Genomic DNA, 19,298 nt, shown 5'->3' with positions numbered 1-19,298 from the left:
CATCTCTGTGTGTTCAACAAATCGAAAGGAGGTGATCCGATGTCGAGTGATTTCGTTTTCCAGAACGTGGCCTCAGCGGATTGCACTTTCGGGAAGCAGACTTCCCGTTAAGGCGCGAGATGCGCGGTAGGTGACCTCACGGGTTACCACCATTGGCCGCGCCACGGACGGAAACACGGAAGGCCGCCGGCTTCGAGAGAAGCGGCGGCCTTTTCCTTTTGGACCAATAACCCGCGGACCTGTCCGCTGCTCAAAGGCTCATTTGGTGACGGTGATCTTCTCGATGTTCTGGACGATGTCGTCGAACGCCTGCTTCAATTCCGCCCCTGTGGCCGCCTCGTAATAGTGCTTCAGCGAGGACGTGTCCGCTGTGGAGCAGTCCCGGAGCACGCTTTTTGCCTGGTCCCGTTCGGTCGCCGTCATGGTTGGATCGTTCAGATCGAAGCCGATCGTGAAGATCTCGATGCCGACGCGCTTCATGTCGTCGCAAATGCCTTCGGCATTGTCGCGCGACATCTGGCCGGAATTCTGTGAGTTTGGCGCACCGCGCTCGCCGGCGAAGGCTGTGTTGAACTGCCCGTCCGTCATCAGGATGGCGACCTTGGCGACTTTCCTCTTGTCGAAATTGGCGGGACCCGCACCGAGCCCGGCGTTGACGATGGTCGAGCGCCACGAGGGTGAAAGCATGTAATAGCCCCACTGCGCGGCAATACCGCCGGCGGTCACGCCAGCCGCGCTGAAATCATCGATCGTGTCGAGCAGCTTGTCCTCGTCGGCCGACAGCGGGATGAGTTCCGGCGTCGGGCAGGTTCTCATGTGATCGTCCCGATTGATTTTGGCCAGGTACTCCTTGCCGTTGCTGTCCCACCGCGACGTGGAAGGTCCGTCGGACGAAGTATCGGCATAGCCATCCTTGTCCTTGCGTTCGGTGGCGCATTTGTCGGGCGCTGGTGTCACCGACACCGAAACCGGAGCATCCAAGGGTGGCGGCAGGTCCGGCCCGCCCTTCTCCTCGACGAAGACACTGCCAGCAAGACCGCCAGTGTTCACAGCTTCGGCGTAGGGAACAATCGCCACACGCACACGCGGATTTCTCGGATCGATGTTGTTGTCCAGCAGATCCTTGACAGCCCCGGAGGCGGCAATCTGCAGGTCGCCGATCTTGTTGGTCTTGGCCCAGATGTTCGGCCCCATCGACCCGGTCACATCGAGCATCATCGCCACTTCGATGGTCTTGTCCGAGTAGAGCGCCGTTGTGGAAGCGGCGACGCGCTTTGTGCCACCCATGTTGAACATCGGGAAATACAGGGCGACATCGACATGGGCGTCCGCCTGGACGGTCTTGGCGGTCGTGCTGACAATCAGCCTGTCGAGCACGATCTCATCGGCCTGCAGGATGCCTGCCTGGCTGTTGGCATCGAGAAAGGCCTGCACCGATCTGTTGGCATCGGCTTCCCTGATGACGCCGGTCGTCAGGTCGCGCGCCGTCGACGTGACTGCGGCGTCGACCACGCCCTGCAGGCTCGATCTGGCATTGTAGAGCTGGGTTACGTTGACGGAAAAACCAACAGCCAGTGCCAAGACAGAAGCGGTAAGGCCGAACAGGACTGCGAAATTTCCACCACGATGTCTGGCGAAGACGCCAGCCGCGTGAACAAGACCCCCGAAATTCCGCATCCTGCAGCCTCCACTCACCTCGGCCTCGTCGCCGCGGGAAGGACAATGCAGGATTCCGGCCGGTTAACGCCGCTAAGGGACAGAAGGCCAGCCGTTCGCCAACAACCTATTGTTTTTGTTAGGTTGAGAGCTGCGCAAAGGTGAATGACCGGTAAACAGAAACACACATTTTCGGGTTCCTTTACCAGTCGCTTACCATGATCAAGCCAAGGGATCACGCAATGCCCGATGACGTCCTGTTGCGGCACAGGGCTTCTGTGCCGAAGCGGACCAGCTGTTAGAAATCGCAGGGCGTCAAACTTGCCGGATCACATGCCCGGCTACCGAGAGATCAGGCCAGCATCTGCGCGCTGACCGTCCTGTCGATGGCATGATAGGGCGGATTGAACAAATTGCCTTCCTGTTCGTAGGTCCACACCTTGAACAGGTTGAGCCGATGCGGGCCGAAGCTGTGCAGCAGCGGCACGTCGGTAGCGTCGCGGCCGCGCGCGATGACGACGCGGCCGACCCTCGGCGTGTTGTGACGCGGATCGAATGCGTACCATTTGCCGTCGAGGAACGCTTCCATCCACGCCGAGAAATCCATCGGCGCCGGATCGGCCGGCACGCCGATGTCGCCGAGATAGCCGTTCACATAGCGCGCCGGAATGTTCATGCAGCGGCAGAGCGTTATAGCCAGATGAGCGAAGTCGCGGCAGACGCCGACGCGCTCGTCATGCGCCTGTGCCGCGGTGCGGGTCGAACGCGCGTAGCCGTAGCCGAACGAGAGCCGGTTGTGGACATAGTCGACGATCGCTTGCACCCGCGCCCAGCCCGAGGGGACATGGCCGAAAAGCTGCCATGCCAGGCCGCTGAGGTGATCGGTCTCGCAATAGCGGCTGCCGAGGAGATAGCCGAGCACCTCGTCGGGCAGTTCCGCCACCGGCACTTCCCTGGCCAGCGTGTTGACTTCGTCGGTCTCGCCGCTGTCCTCGACGACCGCGTCATAAAGGATGCGAAAACCGCCAGCGGGCGCGGTGAAGCGGCGGCAGCCATTGCCGTAGAGATCGTGGTAGAGCCTGGTCGACACCGCAGGCGACGTCAGCACCCGCGTCTGCCGCTTTATGTCGGCCTGCCTGTCCCTGTGGATCTCGAGCAGCGAAATCACCGGGGTGGCCGCGGTGCACTCAATGGCGATTTCGTAGCCGAGCCGGATCAGCATCGCAGTCCCCATTCGATCGTCGTGGAAAACAGTTTTGTTCAAACGCGAGAGGACGGACTGTGGTTCCCTGGGACTATCGAAAAGGTGGCCCTCGTGCCTTCCCTTACCGACGCCGCGACGTTAGGTTCGGCGACCGCCACAAGCGCTCCCCCAACTCAAGGAAAACCATGTTCGCAGGCAAGAAATTCGCGGCCTTCCTCTTCGATATGGATGGCACGCTGCTCAATTCGACCGCGGCCGCGGAACGCGTCTGGAGCAATTGGGCGATGGGGCACGGCCTCGACGTGGCGACTTTCCTCCCAACGATGCATGGCAGGCGCGCCATCGAGACCGTCCGCCGGCTGGCACTTCCCGGTATCGACCCACAGCACGAGGCGAACGAGATTACACGGGCCGAAATCGCCGATGTCGAAGGGATCCATGCCATCGGCGGAGCTGCGGCCTTCCTGAACTCGCTGCCGCCGGATCGCTGGGCCATCGTCACCTCATCGCCACTCGCGCTTGCGCTGGTACGGATTGAAGCGGCGGGCATTCCGCGTCCGGCGACAATAATCACGGGGGAAGACGTGGCTCATGGCAAGCCGTCGCCCGACTGCTTCCAGCTGGCGGCCGAGCGGCTTGGCTTCGACGCCCACGACTGCGTGGTTTTCGAGGACGCAACGCCGGGTATCCAGGCGGGCGAGGCGGCCGGCGCCACGGTGTTAGTGATCACCGCGACGCATCAGCACAAGATGGACACGCCGCACGAAACCATTTTTGACTACAGCAACCTGACGGCGGTCGCCGACGCCCAGGGCCAGCTTGGTCTGGAGCGAGCACAAAGCGCGGCGGCTTCCTAAAGCGCGTCGCGTTGAGACCGATTCAAGCGACGCGCTTTAGGCCTTCTTGTTGTGCATGTCGTTATCGCAAAACCGAGGCCACTTTTGCGCGACATGCATTAGAAATCGCTGGTCAGGCCCTTGACCTCCCAGTCGCCGTAGCGGCCGGGTTCCTTTCCGCCACGGCCGCCGATTTCCTTCGGGGTCGCGGCTTCTTTCTCCAGATATTTCACGCGCCTTGCTTCGGCTTCCGCGAGCGCACGGCTGGCCTCCGGCGTCAGCGCCTTTGGCTGGATGTCATGGCCAAGGTCGGCATCGGTTTTACTGGTTTCGTCGTTCATGCGATATGTCCGGCGGATTGAAACAGGAACTGGCGTTTCCCATCATATAGCGATGACCTCGCAACGATCGACCCCTTTTCACCGCCACAGGGACAGGAGCAGACGATGAACACACTTCGCACCGCCATGCTGCTTGCCGCGATGACGGCACTGTTCATGGGCGTCGGCTTTCTGATCGGCGGATCGGGCGGCATGATGATCGCGCTGGTCATCGCCGCCGGCACCAATCTATTCAGCTACTGGAACGCCGACAAGATGGTGCTGTCGATGAACCGCGCCGTCGAGGTCGACGAAAAGAACGCGCCCGAATATTACGCCATCGTGCAGTCACTGGCCCAACAAGCCGGGCTGCCGATGCCGAAGACCTACCTGATCGACAATCCGCAGCCGAACGCCTTCGCCACCGGTCGCAACCCGCAGAACGCGGCCGTCGCCGCCTCCACTGGCCTGCTCCAGAGGCTGAGCCATGAAGAGGTCGCCGCGGTGATGGCGCACGAACTCGCCCATGTGCAGCACCGCGACACGCTGACCATGACCATCGTCGCCACCTTTGCCGGCGCCATCTCGATGCTTGGCAATTTCGCTTTCTTCATCGGCGGCAACCGCGACAACAATCCGTTCGGCTTTGTCGGCGTGCTGGCGGCCATGATCGTGGCGCCCTTTGCGGCGATGGTCGTGCAGATGGCGGTCAGCCGCACCCGCGAATACGAGGCCGACCGGCGCGGCGCCGAAATCTGTGGACACCCGCTCTGGCTGGCGTCCGCCCTTGACAAGATCGCTCGCGGCGCCGAACGCATTCCCAACCCCGATGCCGAGCGCAATCCGGCAATGGCGCATCTCTTCATCATCAATCCTCTTTCCGGCGAGCGCATGGACAGTCTGTTTTCCACCCACCCGAGCACCGAAAACCGCATCGCGGCCTTGCAGGCGATGGCGCGCGACATGGAAGGCAGCGACACTCGAGTCGCACCACGCCAGGCCCCGGCACCCCGGCAGCCGGGCGAACAGCCGCCGTCAGGCCCATGGGGCCAGGCAGCGCGACCTGAACAGCCGGCGGAATCGGCTGAACCGAAGCCCAATCCATGGGGGCGCAACCCGACCGGGCCCAAAGGCCGGTGGTCGTGAGCGTGGCGGGCAGAGGACCTCGACGCACAGTTTCAGGCGATCAGGAACACAAGGATGGCGGCGACTTCGTTGCCGGTCTCGCCGCCCGCAAGGCGGCGGCGCGCCTGCTTGCCGCCGTCATCGACGCCAGGACGCCGCTCGACGGGCTGACCGACCACGAGAACGGCCACCCGCAGTACAGAGCGCTCGACTTGCGCGATCGCGGCCTGGTGCGTGCCATCCTGGTCACCGCACTGCGCTATCGCATGACCATCACCGGGTTGCTGGCGCGCCGGCTGGAAAAGCCACTGCCGCCCAACGCCACCGCCCTGTCGCACATATTGCACGTGGCGGCGGCACAGATCCTGTTCCTCGACATTCCCGACAGCGCCGCCGTCGACCTGGCGGTGACCCACGCCAAATCAGATCCGCGCACGGTGCGTTTTTCCGGCCTGGTCAACGGCGTGCTGCGCACGCTCGCGCGCGCCAAGGAAACGGAGTTGCCTGCCGCCCTTGCCGCCACCGACGAAGCGCCAAAATGGTTCTCCGACCGGCTGAAGGCTGCCTACGGCAATGAAAAGGCCAGGCAGATTCTCGCAGCACATCGGCACGAAGCGCCGGTCGATTTCTCGGTCAAGGCCGATCCCGAACTGTGGGCCGAGCGGCTCGGCGGCATCGTCCTGCCGACCGGCACAATTCGGGTGGAAAAGCTTGCCGGGCCCGTCACCGAATTGCCCGGCTTTGCCGACGGCGCCTGGTGGGTCCAGGACGCCGCCGCCAGCCTGCCAGCGCGTCTGTTCGGCGATGTCAGGGGGCTTCGCGTCGCCGATCTCTGCGCCGCTCCCGGCGGCAAGACCGCGCAGCTCGTTCTCGCCGGCGCCAAGGTCACCGCCGTCGACACATCGAAGAACCGGTTGGTGCGGCTGACGCAAAATCTCGACCGCCTCGGCCTGTCCGCCGACATCGTCCAGGCCGACCTCACTAAATACGAGCCTAAGGAATTGTTCGACGCCGTGCTCCTCGACGCGCCCTGCTCGTCGACCGGCACGGTGCGGCGACATCCCGACGTGCCATGGACCAAGACGGCGGCCGATGTCGAAAAGCTCGCCGACCTGCAACGCAGGCTGCTCGCCCGCGCCGTGACGCTGGTAAAACCCGGCGGCAGGATCGTCTTTTCCAACTGTTCGCTCGACCCGCTCGAGGGCGAAGACCTCTATCGCGCCTTTCTGGCCGGGACGGCTGAAATAGCCGACGATCCGCTGCGGCAAGGCGAGATCGCCGGCATCGATCCGTTCCTGACGCCGCAAGGCACATTGCGCACCACGCCCGCCGATCTGGACCTCGGCGCGCCGGAACGCTCGGGCCTCGACGGCTTCTTCGCCGCCCGCATGCGCCGAGCCGGCTAAATATTTAACCGCCGGGATTTGCTGACTTTTTTAGGGAAGGTCGGGGGCAACACCGGATGAGCCGGCGCCGTCCGATGGAATTCGCCTTCGCACGAGTCGTGCAATCATGTAAACTTGTGCCGGGGTAGAAGACGATCAGGAGGGGTTTTGGCACTTGCTGCCAGCAACACGACGCGTCTGTGGACGCTTGTCGCGAAGGAGTTCTGGCGCAAGACGCGCCGGCGCTTGCGTGCCGGGCCGATCTATCGTTGGCGCTATTCCGGCCGCACGCCCGAACGTGTGCTGATCGCACCGCCGGACCTGCGTCTGGCCGACCCGCAGATCGCGCTCGAGATCTACTACGGCCGTTATCCCCTGTCGGGGCATCTGGTCGAGACCGGCGGCAAATCGCCCTTCCAGATCAACGTGCCCAACCACGGCTGGCAAAAGACGCTGCACGGCTTTCGCTGGCTGCGCCACATGCGCGCCGCCGGCACCGAACTGGCCGCCGCCAACGCCCGCGCGCTGGTCTCCGACTGGATCACCATCCATGGCAGCCATATTTCTGGCATCGCCTGGGAGCCCGGCACGACGGCCAAGCGCATCATCGCCTGGCTGCAGCATTCCTCTGTCGTGCTGCAGGGCGCCGAATTCCCCTTCTACCGCGCCTTCCTGAAGACGCTTGCCGTCCAGATCCGCTACCTCAGGTCGATGGCGCGCGAAATGCCGGATGGCAAGGACAGGCTGCGCGCCCGCATCGCGCTGGCCTTCGCCGCCCTGTCCTTGCCGGCGCCGGCATCGGCGCTGCGCGGCGCCACCCGCAACCTCGCCGCGGAGCTCGACCGCCAGATCCTTGCCGATGGCGGTCACATTTCGCGCAATCCGATGGTCGTCCTGGAAATCCTCGCCGACCTTTTGCCGTTGCGCCAGACCTATGCCAACCAGGCCGAAACGCCGCCGCAGGCCCTCATCGGCGCCATCGACCGCATGCTGCCGGCGCTGCGCTTCTTCCGCCATCAGGACGGCAGCCTCGCCCGCTTCAACGGCATGGGCGCTACCATCCACGATCGCATCGCCACCATCCTGCGTCACGACGACACCGCAGGCTCGCCGCTGCTGCATGCCCCGCATTCCGGCTATGAGCGCCTGTCGATGGGCGGCGTCACCGTCATCGCCGACACCGGCCTGCCGCCGCCGGTCGACGTGTCCAATGCCGCGCACGCCGGATGCCTCGCCTTCGAACTGTCGTCCGGCCGCCAGCATTACATCGTCAACGCCGGCATCGACACCTATGGCGTCGCCGAGTTCCGGCCGCTGGCGCGCGCCACCGCCGCGCACTCGACCGCTACCATCAACGACACCTCGTCGGCACGCTTCAGCCATTCGTTGCGTGTCAACGACCTGCTCGGCTCGCCATTGATCGGCGGGCCGCAACAGGTGCAGTGCAAGCGCACCGACCAGAAAGGAATTCAAGGCTTCATCGCCCGCCATGACGGCTATGTCCCGCGCTTCGGCTTCCTGCATGAGCGCGAGCTGAAACTGTCGCAGAACGGCAACGTGCTGGCCGGCAGGGACCGCTTTCTGCGCCCGGGCAATGCGGCGATCCGCAACAACGGCCGCGACTTCGTCACCATCCGCTTCCACGTCCATCCCGACGTCAACCTGCTGCAGGACGAGCACGATCGGCTGGTCCTGGCCGGCGATCAGGCCGACACCTGGGTGTTCACCTCCAGCGAAGTGGTGCCGGAGGTCGAGGAATCGATCTATTTCGCCGGCCTTGGCGGCCCGCGCCGCAGCCGCCAGATCGTGCTTGCCTTCAAAGCCTCGGACGTCGCCGAAGTCCATTGGCAGCTGACACGCACCAGCATCGCCGGCTATCCCGAGAACAACTGATCTGGCGCGCGAAAACAGTCGGCTCGCTCAAGCCTGTTGCGAGATACCGAAGGCGTCATAGGTGCTGAGCGATGGCGGGCCGGCGAAGGCGAAGCGGATCTTGTCGACCATCGCCGCCGCTTGGCCGCTGCGGTCATAGCGCTCTGCGTCCTCGACGGTGCTCCATATGGTGATTGCCATGAATGTGTCGCGCGCTTGATGCTGCTGCAGCAGCACTGCGCTGATATTGCCGTTTGCGGCGCGGATAGCGGGGATCGCCTCGGTTTCATAGATCGCCCGCAACTGCTCCGTCGTTTCCGGCAACGCTGTGAACTGGCCAATACGGACAAATGCCATCAGTTTCCTCCATTGACGAGAAAAAGAGCCTATATCCGCGCCCGGCAAATTGCATATGAAACCGTCGAATGACGCGCGACGCTTGATTTCCGGGCCTCATGTGCTACGGCGCGGGCACCCACCACACCAGCCGTGAAAGGCCGCCAGCCCATGGCCGTCGCCGCCAAGAACATTCCAGCACCCGACCTCGTTCCGGTGCGTCGCGCCCTGCTCTCCGTCTTCGACAAGACCGGGCTGATCGATTTCGCCAGGGCGCTGGCGGCTGCCGGCGTCGAACTGGTCTCGACCGGCGGCACGGCAAAGGCGATCGCCGAGGCTGGCCTGGCGGTGCGTGACGTCTCCGAGCTCACCGGCTTTCCCGAGATCATGGATGGCCGCGTCAAGACCTTGCATCCCGGCGTGCATGGCGCGCTGCTTGGTGTGCGCGACGACCCCGAGCACTCGGCTGCGATGCGCAAATACGGCATCGAGCCGATCGATCTCGTCGTCTCCAATCTCTATCCCTTCGAGGAAGTCCGCCGCTCCGGCGCTGACTATGCCGCGATTGTCGAGAACATCGACATTGGCGGCCCAGCGATGATCCGCGCCTCGGCCAAGAACCATGCCTATGTCGCCATCGTCACCGACCCTGGCGACTACGCCTCGGTGCTGAACGCACTGGAGATGAACATCGGCTCGCTGTCGCTGGATTTCCGCAAGAAGCTGGCGGCCAAGGCCTTTGCCCGCACCGCCACCTATGACGCGGCGATCTCCGGCTGGTTCGCCGAGGCGCTCGAGATCGAGCATCCGATGTGGCGCGCCTTCGGCGGCAGGCTGGTCGAGGTGATGCGCTACGGCGAGAATCCGCACCAGAGCGCCGGCTTCTACCTCAATGGCGACAAGCGGCCGGGCGTCGCCACGGCGCGCCAGTTGCAAGGCAAGCAGCTCTCCTACAACAACATCAACGACACCGATGCCGCGTTCGAACTGGCCGGCGAATTCGATCCGAACCGCTCCGCCGCCGTCGCCATCATCAAGCACGCCAACCCGTGCGGGGTCGCCGAGGGCGCGTCGCTGAAGGCAGCCTATGCCAAGGCGCTAGCCTGCGATCCGGTCTCGGCCTTCGGCGGTATCGTCGCCATGAATCGCACCCTCGACGCCGAAGCCGCCGAGGAGATCGTGAAAACCTTCACCGAGGTGATCATCGCGCCCGACGCGACCCACGAGGCAGCCGCAATCGTCGCGGCGAAAAAGAACCTGCGCCTGCTGGTCACCGGCGGCCTGCCGGACCCGCGCACGCCCGGCACGACAGTCAAATCCGTCGCCGGTGGCATCCTCGTCCAGGGCAGGGACAATGCCGTGGTCGACGACCTCGAGCTGAAAGTGGTGACCAAGCGCGCGCCGACGGCGGCCGAAATGGCCGACCTGAAATTCGCCTTCCGCATCGCCAAGCACGTCAAGTCCAACGCCATCGTCTACGCCAGGGACGGCGCCACCGTCGGCATCGGCGCCGGCCAGATGAGCCGGGTCGATTCCTCGCGCATTGCCGCGCGCAAGGCGCTCGACGCGGCCGAGGCGGCGGGCCTTGCCGAACCGCTGACCAAGGGCTCGGTTGTCGCCTCCGACGCGTTCTTCCCCTTCGCCGACGGATTGCTGTCGGCGATCGAAGCCGGCGCCACCGCCGTCATCCAGCCCGGCGGCTCGATGCGCGACGACGACGTCATCGCCGCCGCCGACGCGCACGGGATCGCCATGGTGTTTACGGGCGTGCGGCACTTCCGGCACTGAGGGGCCTTTACCCTCCCCCTTGTGGGGGTAAGAAGCGGTTCGCGCAGCGAACGAAAAGCCAATTGCTTGGCTTTTCGAGCTTCGAACGCCCTGAGCCTGCGAAGGGCTGGGAATGAATGATCAACAGCCCGGCCGGGTCCCCGCTGCTGCGCAGCGTCCCGGCGTTCGCCGGCCTTTCATCGTGCCACCGGCACGCTGAATTCGCTGCGCGAACCGGGCTGCTCACCCCCACAAGGGGGAGGGTAAATCATTCTACCGGCTGGTCCGCCGGATACGGCGTCCTGATCAGGATCGCCATGCCGATGCCCAGGAACAGGATGATCACCGCCATGCCGAGCCGCGCCGAGCCGCTGACGGCGGTGATGGTTGCCACCAGGAACGGCGCCAGGAAGCTGGTCGCCCGCCCGGCCAGCGCATAGATGCCGAAATAGCGGCCGGATTCCGCCGCCGTGACGCTGCGCGCCATGTAGGAGCGCGACGATGCCTGCACCGGCCCGAAGGCCAGGCCGATCAACAGGCCGTACAGGATGTAGGCCTTTTCGGCCGCGGTGCCGAACAGGCCGCCCGAATCGGCCGTCGACAGCTGTATCAGGCCGAGCAGCGTGAAGCCCGGACCGGTCGAGACGACGCCGACGGTGGCGATGGACAGCATGACCAGCGCAATCATCACGACCACCTTGGAGCCGAGCGCGGTGTCGAGGCGCGCCGCAACCCAGCAGCCCAGGATGGCGACGACATTGAGGATGATGCCGAACATGCCGATCTCGGTGATCGACCAGTGGAACATCGCCGCCGCGAAGGTGCCGCCCAGCGCCAGCAGCGCGTTGACGCCGTCCTGGTAGATCATGCGGGCGACGAGGAAGCGGAAGATACCGCCACGCTGGCGCACCTCGGCCAGCGTCGATTTCAGCTCTGAAAGGCCTTCGCGCACCGCCGGCCCGATCGGGATGCCCTTGATGGCATCCGGCGTGAAGAAGAACATCGGCAGGATGAACAGGAAGTACCAGCCGGCCGACAGCGGCCCGGTGGCGCGCGCGTCCTCGCCGAGTTTCGGGTCGAGGCCGAACAGCGGGTCGAGGCCGATGATTGTCTTGCCGGTCTCGGGCGAGCCGGCCATGCAGGTGACGACGAAGATCAGCGCGATCATGCCGCCGAGATAGCCGAGGCCCCAGGCGATGTTGGAGATGCGGCCGATTTCGCTTTTCGGCACCAGGCGCGGCATCATCGAATCGTTGAACACGGTCGAGAATTCCGCCGCCACCGAGGCCAACGAGAACAGCCCCACGATGAGGAACAGGTTGGAGCCAGGAGCCGCGAACCACAATAGGCAAAGGCTGGTGATCTTGATCGCGGCGAAGAACGCGATCCAGGGCTTGCGCGGTCCGGTCTGGTCGGCGATCGAGCCGAGGATTGGCGACAGCACGGCGATGACCAGCCCGGCCGCGGCAATGCCATAGCCCCAGACCGCCTGGCCGGTATTGGGATCGCTCGCCATGCGCGAAACGAAATAGGGGCCGAAGATGAAGGTGGTGACGACAGTGAAGAACGGCTGCGCCGCCCAGTCGAAGAACATCCATCCCCAGATGCCGCGCCCGGACGCACGCTGCACGGTTACCTCGGTCATGTCCCCTCCTCAGCGTCTGCTCCACGCGTCGCGCGCCATGTCTGCATGTTTTTTCGTGATGGTGCAAACGAACAAGCATGGCGCCGCCCCTCATTGCCCTGCCGGGCATTTCTCCCCGTATAGTGACGGGAGAAAGACGCGGTCATCGACGTTTCGCCAACGGTCAGCGTTGTAGTAAGGCGCCGACGATCGCGACAGGCTCCCTTCTCCCCGTCACAATACGGGGAGAAGGTGGCGGCAGCCGGATGAGGGGCAGCACCAGCCTTGTGAAGCGAATGGGGTCACATCCCCGTCAGATCGCTCATCAGCCCCGACGCGACCGACAGCCGCGACACGGTGATGTCGCCGCCTTCGGTGAGCGCCTGAAGCCGCTCGCGGATGCGCGCCACCCGCTCGCCGCCGGCTTCCAGCCAGGCCACCACCGGATCCGCGGCCTTGGCATGACCGGTGAGTGCTGCCACCGCAATGCCGCGCCGCGCTGCCCCGATCGTGTCGGTGGCGCGCGACAGCGCCAGTTGATCGTAGTAGTCGGAGGGCGTGATCGAACGCGCCGCGTCCTCGACACGCGGGATACGGAAGGCATCGCTGACCGCGAAGAACGCCTTGGCCGCGGCAACGATGTCGGCGCCGGCCGTGCGCGCTGTCAGCGCGATGTCGGGGATGAGCTCCGCCACCTCGTTCAGCGCCAATTGCCCGGCCAGCTTTTCCGGCGCGCCACTCTTGAACAGCCCGTGCCGCTTCTCCTCGATACGCTCGCGCGAGAAGGCCGGCAGCAGCGAAACGAGCTTGGGTTCCAGTGCCTTGCGCGCTTCCATGAGTTCGCCGATGCGCTGACCAAGTGGTGCGGTGCCGGCATCGTTCTTGAGATACCAGCCGCTGGTCACGTAGATCAGCCGGCTGACCGCCTGGTAGAGATCAAGCTGCACCTGGCCGTCGATGAGATTGTCGAGCGCGTCGATCTCGCGATAGAGCGCCGGCAAGGCAAAACCGTCGCGCACCACAGCAAAAGTGCGCACCACGTCGGCCGCGGTACGTCCGGTCGCTTCCTGCAACCGGTTGACGAAGGACGGGCCGCCGCGATTGACCAGGTCGTTGGCGACGACGCGGGCGATGATCTCGCGGCGCAACCTGTGGTCGTTGATCTCGGCTGCGTATTTCTTCGCCATCCGGTCCGGGAAATAGCCCATCAGGTCGCGATCGAAATGCACGTCGTCCGGCACGTCGCTGGCGACGATATCGGAAAACAGCACGATCTTGGCATAGGCCAGCAACACGCCGAGCTCGGCCCTGGTCAGCGGCTCGCCCCGTGCTTCGCGCTCGGCAAGGGCTGCCGGCGACGGCAGCGTCTCGACGGCGCGGTCGAGCAGGCCGCGTCCCTCCAGCGCAGTCATGAAGCGGCTTTGGTGCGCGATGTCGGCGAGGCCGCGCTTGCGGGCGATCGAAAGCGCCAGTGTCTGCTCGTAATTGTTGGACAGTACCAGTCCGCTAACCTCCCCGGTCATTTCGGCCAGCAGCTTGTTGCGCGCAGGGCGCGTCAACGATCCCTTGCGCATGGCCGAAGCCAGCGCAATCTTGATGTTGACCTCGACGTCGGAGCAGTTGACGCCGCCCGAATTGTCGATGGCGTCCGAGTTGCAGCGGCCGCCATTCATGCCGAACTCGATGCGGGCCCGCTGCGTCACGCCGAGATTGGCGCCCTCGCCGATCACCTTGGCGCGCACGTCGAGCGCGGTGATGCGGACGGCATCATTGGCGCGGTCGCCGACCTCGGCGTTGGTTTCGCCGGATGCCCTCAAATACGTGCCGATGCCGCCGAACCAGAGCAGATCGACCGGCGCCTTGAGGATGGCGCCCATGATCTCGACCGGCGTGGCGGTCGTCTTGGCCAGACCGATCGCCGCCGCCGCCGCCGCCGGCAAGGTGATCGACTTCTGGTTGCGCGACACGATGATGCCGCCTTCCGACAGTTTGGTCTTGTCGTAGTCCTGCCAGCTCGAACGCGGCAGGGCGAACATGCGCTCGCGCTCGGCCATCGAAGCCGCCATGTCGGGATCGGGATCGATGAAGATGTCGCGATGGTCGAAGGCGGCGATCAGCCTGGTCTTCGGCGACAAAAGCATGCCGTTGCCGAACACGTCACCCGACATGTCGCCGACACCGACGACGGTGAAGGGCGAGGTCTGGATGTCGCGGTTCATCTCGCGGAAATGCCGCTTGACCGCTTCCCAGGCGCCCTTGGCGGTGATGCCCATCTTCTTGTGGTCGTAACCGGCCGATCCGCCGCTGGCGAACGCGTCGTCGAGCCAGAAGCCGTGCTTCTCGCTGATGGCGTTGGCGGTGTCGGAGAAGGTCGCGGTGCCCTTGTCGGCGGCAACGACGAAATATGGATCGTCCGGGTCGCGGCGCACGACGCCGGCCGGCGGGATGACGCCGTCGAGGCCGATATTGTCGGTGATCGACAGCAGGCTGGAGACAAAGTTCTTGTAGGCCGAGGTGCCGGCCTCGAAGATCGCATCGCGGCTGCCGCCCGCCGGCAGGCGCTTGGGGAAAAAGCCGCCCTTGGCGCCAACCGGCACGATGACGGCGTTCTTGACCTGCTGCGCCTTGACCAGGCCGAGCACCTCGGTGCGGTAGTCCTGGGCTCGGTCCGACCAGCGCAGACCGCCACGCGCCACCGGGCCGAAGCGCAGATGCAGCCCCTCGACCTCGGAACCGTAGACGAAGATCTCCCGCCACGGCCGCGGCGCCGGCAAGCCGTCGACCGCATGCGAATCGAGTTTGATCGCCAGCGACTGGCCTTTCTCTTTCGTATCGGCAACGAAATGATTGGTGCGCAGCGAGGCTTCGATCAGGTTGAGATAGCGGCGGATGATGGTGTCGTCGTCGATGTTCGGCACATCTTCCAGCGCATCCTTGATCTTGGCCTTGAGGTGCTTTGCCGCCACCACGCCCTCGGCCTCGGCCGTCGGGCCAAGCCGGGCGATGAACAGCGCATGCAGGCCGCGCGCGATATCGGGATAGCGGTTGAGCGCGGCGGCGATGAAGTCCTGGCTTTGCGGAATGCCGACCTGCTGCAGATAGCGGCCATAGGCGCGCAGGATGGTGATCTCGCCCGACCACAGGCCCGCGGTCTGGGCAAGGCCGTTATAGCCGTCATTGTCGACGTCGCCCCGCCAGGCGGACAGGAATGCGTCCTCGAACAGCGCGCCGCCATCGGTAAGGTCGATCGGCTTGCCGTAGCTGTTCTCGAGCTCCATGTCGTGGATGAAGACCATACCGGACTGGTCGTCGCCGACCTCGAAGGTGCGCTCGCTGATGACCCGGAAGCCGATGTTTTCCAGCACCGGCACGCGCCGTGACAGCGCCACCGGGCTGCCGTGGTGATAGATTTTCAGCGACGCCTGATGCGGCTTCTGCTCGGCGTGACGATAATAGTCGATGGCGATCGGATTGCTGGCGCTGATCTTGGCGATGCGCCCCGCATCGGCCAGCGCCACCGCCGCGCTGAACGTATCGCGGTAGCTTTCCGGCAGCCGTGCGGCGATGCTCTTCAAAGCCTGGTCGCCACCATTGGCGTCCGCCGCATCGGAAAGGGCATCCTCCCAGGTGCGCACGATGTCACGGATCGCCGCCTCGATCGCCGCTTGCTCGACCTTCGGCGTCTTGCCGCCTGAGCGGCCGATGATGAAATGGACGCGCGCCAGCCCGCCTTCGGGGAAGGCCGGGTAATGGGCCGACAGCCGGCCTTCGAAGACGGTCTTGAGATAGCTGCCGATCTTCTCGCGCACGACGCTGTCGTAGCGGTCGCGCGGCACGAAGACGAGGATCGAGACGAAGCGATCGAACTGGTCGACACGCACCAGCGCCCGGACCCGCGGCCGCTCGACCAAGCCGAGAATGGCTGCGGCGTGCTTCCTCAGGATCGGCACCGGCACCTGGAACAACTCGTCGCGCGGATAGCTCTCCAGCACATTGATCAGCGCCTTGCCGGAGTGATCGTGCCGATCGAAACCGGACTTGGCGATGATCGTTTCGGCCTTCGACCGCAGATACGGGATCTTCATCACGGAGCGCGTGTAGGCGGTCGAGGTGAACAGGCCGACGATGCGCAATTCGCCCGCCAGCGTGCCCTTGGACGTGTAGGTCTTGACGCCGATGTAATCGAGATAGATGCGGCGGTGCACCGAAGACTTGGCATTGGCCTTGGTGACGATCAGCGGCTCCGGCCCATGCAGGAAGGCGCGGATTTCCGGCGTTGTCGTCACAGCTTCCGTGCCGCGCCTCAGCACCAGCACATCCGGATCGGACAGGATACCGAGACCGGGCTTGTCGGCGCGCTCCAGCGTGCCGCTTTCCTCGCCGCCGGTGTATTTGAACTCGCGCATGCCGAGGAAGGTGAAATTGTCGTCGCGCAGCCACTCCAGGAAGGCGATCGCCTCGGCAACGCTCTTCTTGTCGAGCGGCACCGCCGAATAGCGGAACTCCGAGATCGCCTGGTCGAGGCGGGCCAGCATCGGCCGCCAGTCGTGGACAGCAGCGTGCACCTGACCGAGCATCTTGCGCAGCCGCTCGGTCAATCCCGCCGCCTGCTCGGCGGTCAGCCGCGGGATATGAACATGGATGACGCTCAGCCGGTCGTGGCTGCCGTCGTCCTTGGCGAAATTGCCGTCGCCGAGGATTTCTTCCACACCGCCTTTGCCGTGGCGAACGGTGATGACCGGGTGGGTGACCAGCGTCGGTTCGCCGGCGCTTTCGGTGATCTCGCCAAGGATGGAATCGAACAGGAACGGCATGTTGTCGTTGACGACCGTGATCACCGTCACCGGGCGGCCCTCGCGGACGACGCCTGAATCGGCATCGACGGCGACGACGCACTCACTCTTCTTGTGGCCGGCGACCGCCTGGCCGGCAAGATCGGCGGCGCGTTCGAGGTCGGCCACCTCATAGGCGGCGATGTCTTCGGCCGGCGCGCGGGCGAGCAGGTAGTCGGCAAGCCTGGCTGGTCTTTCCTCCGTCCTTGCTGCTGCGGTGGCCTTTTTCTTCGACTTCGCTGCGGATTTCACGCTGGCCATGATGCCACTCCTCCCGTCGCATGCTTTTGTGACTATGGTAGCAGATGAGCGCTGTTTGGCGACAAAGGTTTGACGGCTTGCCAAGATTTATCGGAATTCGGCGACAGGACATCGCCCAACGAGGAGAAGCCACCCCATGACCGACAAAATCACCGCGCTTGACCTTGCTTCGGGAGAGTTGAGCGAGGCGACAAAAACCTATTTCGCCAAATGCGAGGAGAAGCTCGGCCTCGTTCCCAACGTGCTGCGCGCCTACGCCTTCGACGACAAGAAGCTGCGCGCCTTCACCGACATGTACAACGACCTGATGCTGGGCGAGTCCGGCCTGTCGAAACTGGAACGTGAGATGATCGCGGTTGCCGTCTCCTCGATCAACCATTGCTATTATTGCCTGACCGCGCATGGCGCGGCGGTGCGACAGTTGTCCGGCGACCCGACGCTCGGCGAGATGATGGTGATGAACTTCCGCGCCGCCGAGCTTTCGCCGAGGCAGACCGCAATGCTCGAATTCGCCGTCAAGCTGACGGAAGAGCCGGCTAAGATCGTCGAGGCTGATCGAGCCGCACTGCGCAAGGCCGGCTTCACCGATCGCGACATCTGGGACATCGCCTCGACCGCTTCGTTCTTCAACATGTCGAACCGCGTGGCGGCGGCAATCGACATGCGGCCGAACGACGAATACCACGCCATGGCGAGGTAAGCTGCTGGAGCCAGCCGCGCCCTACATTAGCCCTTTCGCATTCTCGTTGCATGTTCGCCGCTTTGGTCCGATGATCGCCAGGCGGCGTGACCGCATGCCGGTTCGATGCCGCTGATCAAGGGAGGAGAACATGGCGAAGTTTCTCTACGTCTATCACGGCTCGGGCAAGATGCCGACCGAGGAGGCCGAACGGCAGGCGGCAATGGACGCCTGGACGCACTGGTACGGCAAGCTCGGCTCGGCCGTGGTCGACGGCGGCAATCCGGTCGGCATGTCGAAGATGGTGCTGCCCGGCGGCAAGGTCGAGAACAATGGCGGCAGCAATCCAACCGCCGGCTATACGATCGTTGAAGCAAAAGACATCGACGATGCCGTCGGCAAGGCCAAGGATTGTCCTATCCTGATGGACCCGGCTTTCAGCGTCGAGATCGCGCCGATCATTGAAGTGATGTGACGCGGCGTTTTAAGCGTGATCCTCCTAACCGAGGGTCTGCGAAGCAGAAAACGTTCCCGCTTTTCGCTGACGCAGTCCTTCGGTTCGGATTCATGCCCTATCGCCGCGCCGCGATCGCCGCGGCAGCGCCGGCCATCGTGGTGGCGCTGACGCGGTTGGCGATCTTCATGGCGCGCTTGCTTTTCAACAGCTTGCGCGCCTGCGAGGCGGCGAGCACCCAGGCGAGATTGATGACGATGAGGACCACCGCCATGGTCGCCGTCAATTCGACCCAGCCGAGGATGCTCACCGACGCGAGGTCGATGATGGTCGGCAGCAGCGCCAGGTAGAACATCATGATCTTGGGATTGCCGAGCGTCACCGCCATGCCGGCGAAGAACAGTTTTGCGGGCGAATCCTCGCGCGGCATCTCGCCCTCTTTGGCGTCGACCGGCGCGGTCCACATCTTGAAGGCGAGATAGGCGAGATAGGCGACGCCGATCCATTTCACGACGACGAAGGCGAAGTGAAAACTCTGCGCCACGACAGCCAGCCCGAACACCGCCAACGACAGCCAGATGCCCTCGCCAATCCACATGGCGAGCAGGAACGGGAACACGTCACGATACCCTTTCGAGATGACCCGCGCGACGAGCGCCGCGATCGACGGGCCCGGCGAACCGGCGGCAACGAACAAGGCGGCGGCGAAGATCAGCAGCGAAGTGAGGTGCATGGTCAGGATCTCTGCTTGAGGTTCGATCCGCCACACTAACCCGACAGCTGTAACGCTGGCAAAGGCAAGATAATCGCTGGAGCTTCTCCCTTCTCCTCCATCCCTTACGGGGAGAAGGTGCCGGCAGGCGGATGAACGGTAGCACCAACGTGAGATAATCAGGTGCCTTGCACCTCTGGCATCTCGCAGCTAGAAGGGCCGCCGCGAAACAATT

14 protein-coding genes are annotated in these 19,298 nt (G+C 64.3%); 7 read left to right on the top strand and 7 right to left on the bottom strand.

Going from position 1 to position 19,298, the window contains the following annotated elements:
- Positions 1 to 258: 258 nt before the first annotated feature.
- Both CGZ66_RS11765 and CGZ66_RS11760 read right to left on the bottom strand, forming a co-directional pair.
- Positions 259 to 1,677: a pilus assembly protein gene (locus tag CGZ66_RS11765; protein ID WP_095084159.1), complete on the bottom strand. Its 1,419-nt coding sequence runs from the start codon at positions 1,675 to 1,677 to the stop codon at positions 259 to 261.
- A 331-nt stretch (positions 1,678 to 2,008) separates the two neighbouring features.
- Entirely contained in the window at positions 2,009 to 2,878 is an 870-nt protein-coding gene (locus CGZ66_RS11760; protein WP_095084158.1) for a transglutaminase-like domain-containing protein, read from the bottom strand.
- 167 nt (positions 2,879 to 3,045) lie between these two features.
- Between CGZ66_RS11760 and CGZ66_RS11755 the strand changes: the two genes are divergently transcribed.
- Entirely contained in the window at positions 3,046 to 3,717 is a 672-nt protein-coding gene (locus CGZ66_RS11755; RefSeq protein ID WP_095084157.1) for an HAD-IA family hydrolase, read from the top strand.
- A 98-nt stretch (positions 3,718 to 3,815) separates the two neighbouring features.
- Here CGZ66_RS11755 and CGZ66_RS11750 read toward each other — a convergent pair whose 3' ends face one another.
- Positions 3,816 to 4,037 (bottom strand): DUF1674 domain-containing protein, encoded by a 222-nt coding sequence (locus CGZ66_RS11750; protein ID WP_095084156.1) that lies wholly within the window; start codon positions 4,035 to 4,037, stop codon positions 3,816 to 3,818.
- A 105-nt stretch (positions 4,038 to 4,142) separates the two neighbouring features.
- On the opposite strand from CGZ66_RS11750, the gene htpX reads away from it, so the two are divergent.
- The 3 genes from htpX (at position 4,143) to CGZ66_RS11735 (ending at position 8,419) form a co-directional block, all read left to right on the top strand.
- Positions 4,143 to 5,162: a zinc metalloprotease HtpX gene (gene htpX / locus CGZ66_RS11745; RefSeq protein ID WP_095084155.1), complete on the top strand. Its 1,020-nt coding sequence runs from the start codon at positions 4,143 to 4,145 to the stop codon at positions 5,160 to 5,162.
- Positions 5,159 to 6,547 (top strand): RsmB/NOP family class I SAM-dependent RNA methyltransferase, encoded by a 1,389-nt coding sequence (locus CGZ66_RS11740; RefSeq protein ID WP_167392056.1) that lies wholly within the window; start codon positions 5,159 to 5,161, stop codon positions 6,545 to 6,547. The genes htpX and CGZ66_RS11740 overlap by 4 nt, the downstream gene beginning before the upstream one ends.
- 147 nt (positions 6,548 to 6,694) lie before the next feature.
- On the top strand, positions 6,695 to 8,419 hold the full coding sequence (locus tag CGZ66_RS11735; protein ID WP_095084153.1) for a heparinase II/III family protein: 1,725 nt from the start codon (positions 6,695 to 6,697) through the stop codon (positions 8,417 to 8,419).
- Positions 8,420 to 8,446: 27 nt separating this feature from the next.
- On the opposite strand, the gene CGZ66_RS11730 is transcribed toward CGZ66_RS11735, so the two are convergent.
- Positions 8,447 to 8,755, bottom strand: coding sequence for a putative quinol monooxygenase (locus CGZ66_RS11730; RefSeq protein ID WP_095084152.1), 309 nt, complete (start codon positions 8,753 to 8,755; stop codon positions 8,447 to 8,449).
- 150 nt (positions 8,756 to 8,905) lie between these two features.
- On the opposite strand from CGZ66_RS11730, the gene purH reads away from it, so the two are divergent.
- Positions 8,906 to 10,522 carry a bifunctional phosphoribosylaminoimidazolecarboxamide formyltransferase/IMP cyclohydrolase gene (gene purH / locus CGZ66_RS11725; protein WP_095084417.1) on the top strand — a complete coding sequence of 539 codons (1,617 nt, stop codon included), beginning with the start codon at positions 8,906 to 8,908 and terminating at the stop codon, positions 10,520 to 10,522.
- A 247-nt stretch (positions 10,523 to 10,769) separates the two neighbouring features.
- On the opposite strand, the gene CGZ66_RS11720 is transcribed toward purH, so the two are convergent.
- Together CGZ66_RS11720 and CGZ66_RS11715 are read right to left on the bottom strand one after the other, a co-directional pair.
- Positions 10,770 to 12,146: an MFS transporter gene (locus tag CGZ66_RS11720; protein ID WP_095084151.1), complete on the bottom strand. Its 1,377-nt coding sequence runs from the start codon at positions 12,144 to 12,146 to the stop codon at positions 10,770 to 10,772.
- Between the two features lie 281 nt (positions 12,147 to 12,427).
- On the bottom strand, positions 12,428 to 17,218 hold the full coding sequence (locus tag CGZ66_RS11715; RefSeq protein ID WP_095084150.1) for an NAD-glutamate dehydrogenase: 4,791 nt from the start codon (positions 17,216 to 17,218) through the stop codon (positions 12,428 to 12,430).
- A gap of 136 nt (positions 17,219 to 17,354) precedes the next feature.
- Here CGZ66_RS11715 and CGZ66_RS11710 point away from each other — a divergent pair, with 136 nt between their 5' ends.
- Both CGZ66_RS11710 and CGZ66_RS11705 read left to right on the top strand, forming a co-directional pair.
- The gene (locus CGZ66_RS11710) at positions 17,355 to 17,918 is read left to right on the top strand and encodes a peroxidase-related enzyme (protein ID WP_095084149.1); all 564 of its coding nucleotides are present in this window, start codon (positions 17,355 to 17,357) and stop codon (positions 17,916 to 17,918) included.
- 130 nt (positions 17,919 to 18,048) lie between these two features.
- Complete coding sequence (locus CGZ66_RS11705) at positions 18,049 to 18,372, top strand: YciI family protein (RefSeq protein ID WP_095084148.1); 324 nt, start codon at positions 18,049 to 18,051, stop codon at positions 18,370 to 18,372.
- A gap of 97 nt (positions 18,373 to 18,469) precedes the next feature.
- Here the strand turns inward: CGZ66_RS11705 and CGZ66_RS11700 are convergent, their stop codons facing one another.
- Positions 18,470 to 19,084 (bottom strand): LysE family translocator, encoded by a 615-nt coding sequence (locus CGZ66_RS11700; protein ID WP_095084416.1) that lies wholly within the window; start codon positions 19,082 to 19,084, stop codon positions 18,470 to 18,472.
- Positions 19,085 to 19,298: the final 214 nt, after the last annotated feature.

The sequence above is a fragment of the Mesorhizobium sophorae genome, assembly GCF_002270415.1.
In the GTDB taxonomy this organism is placed as follows: Bacteria; Pseudomonadota; Alphaproteobacteria; order Rhizobiales; family Rhizobiaceae; genus Mesorhizobium; species Mesorhizobium sophorae.
Note: the sequence above shows the minus strand (reverse complement) of the source record. Positions and strands in the feature narration are given on the sequence as shown.

Excerpts from the sequence above, each read along its gene's own strand:
- CGZ66_RS11765 (WP_095084159.1), bottom strand. The coding sequence starts at position 1,677 with ATGCGGAATTTCGGGGGTCTTGTTCACGCGGCTGGCGTCTTCGCCAGA.
- CGZ66_RS11760 (WP_095084158.1), bottom strand. The coding sequence starts at position 2,878 with ATGCTGATCCGGCTCGGCTACGAAATCGCCATTGAGTGCACCGCGGCC.
- CGZ66_RS11755 (WP_095084157.1), top strand. The coding sequence starts at position 3,046 with ATGTTCGCAGGCAAGAAATTCGCGGCCTTCCTCTTCGATATGGATGGC.
- CGZ66_RS11750 (WP_095084156.1), bottom strand. The coding sequence starts at position 4,037 with ATGAACGACGAAACCAGTAAAACCGATGCCGACCTTGGCCATGACATC.
- htpX (WP_095084155.1), top strand. The coding sequence starts at position 4,143 with ATGAACACACTTCGCACCGCCATGCTGCTTGCCGCGATGACGGCACTG.
- CGZ66_RS11730 (WP_095084152.1), bottom strand. The coding sequence starts at position 8,755 with ATGGCATTTGTCCGTATTGGCCAGTTCACAGCGTTGCCGGAAACGACG.
- purH (WP_095084417.1), top strand. The coding sequence starts at position 8,906 with ATGGCCGTCGCCGCCAAGAACATTCCAGCACCCGACCTCGTTCCGGTG.
- CGZ66_RS11720 (WP_095084151.1), bottom strand. The coding sequence starts at position 12,146 with ATGACCGAGGTAACCGTGCAGCGTGCGTCCGGGCGCGGCATCTGGGGA.
- CGZ66_RS11715 (WP_095084150.1), bottom strand. The coding sequence starts at position 17,218 with ATGGCCAGCGTGAAATCCGCAGCGAAGTCGAAGAAAAAGGCCACCGCA.
- CGZ66_RS11710 (WP_095084149.1), top strand. The coding sequence starts at position 17,355 with ATGACCGACAAAATCACCGCGCTTGACCTTGCTTCGGGAGAGTTGAGC.
- CGZ66_RS11705 (WP_095084148.1), top strand. The coding sequence starts at position 18,049 with ATGGCGAAGTTTCTCTACGTCTATCACGGCTCGGGCAAGATGCCGACC.
- CGZ66_RS11700 (WP_095084416.1), bottom strand. The coding sequence starts at position 19,084 with ATGCACCTCACTTCGCTGCTGATCTTCGCCGCCGCCTTGTTCGTTGCC.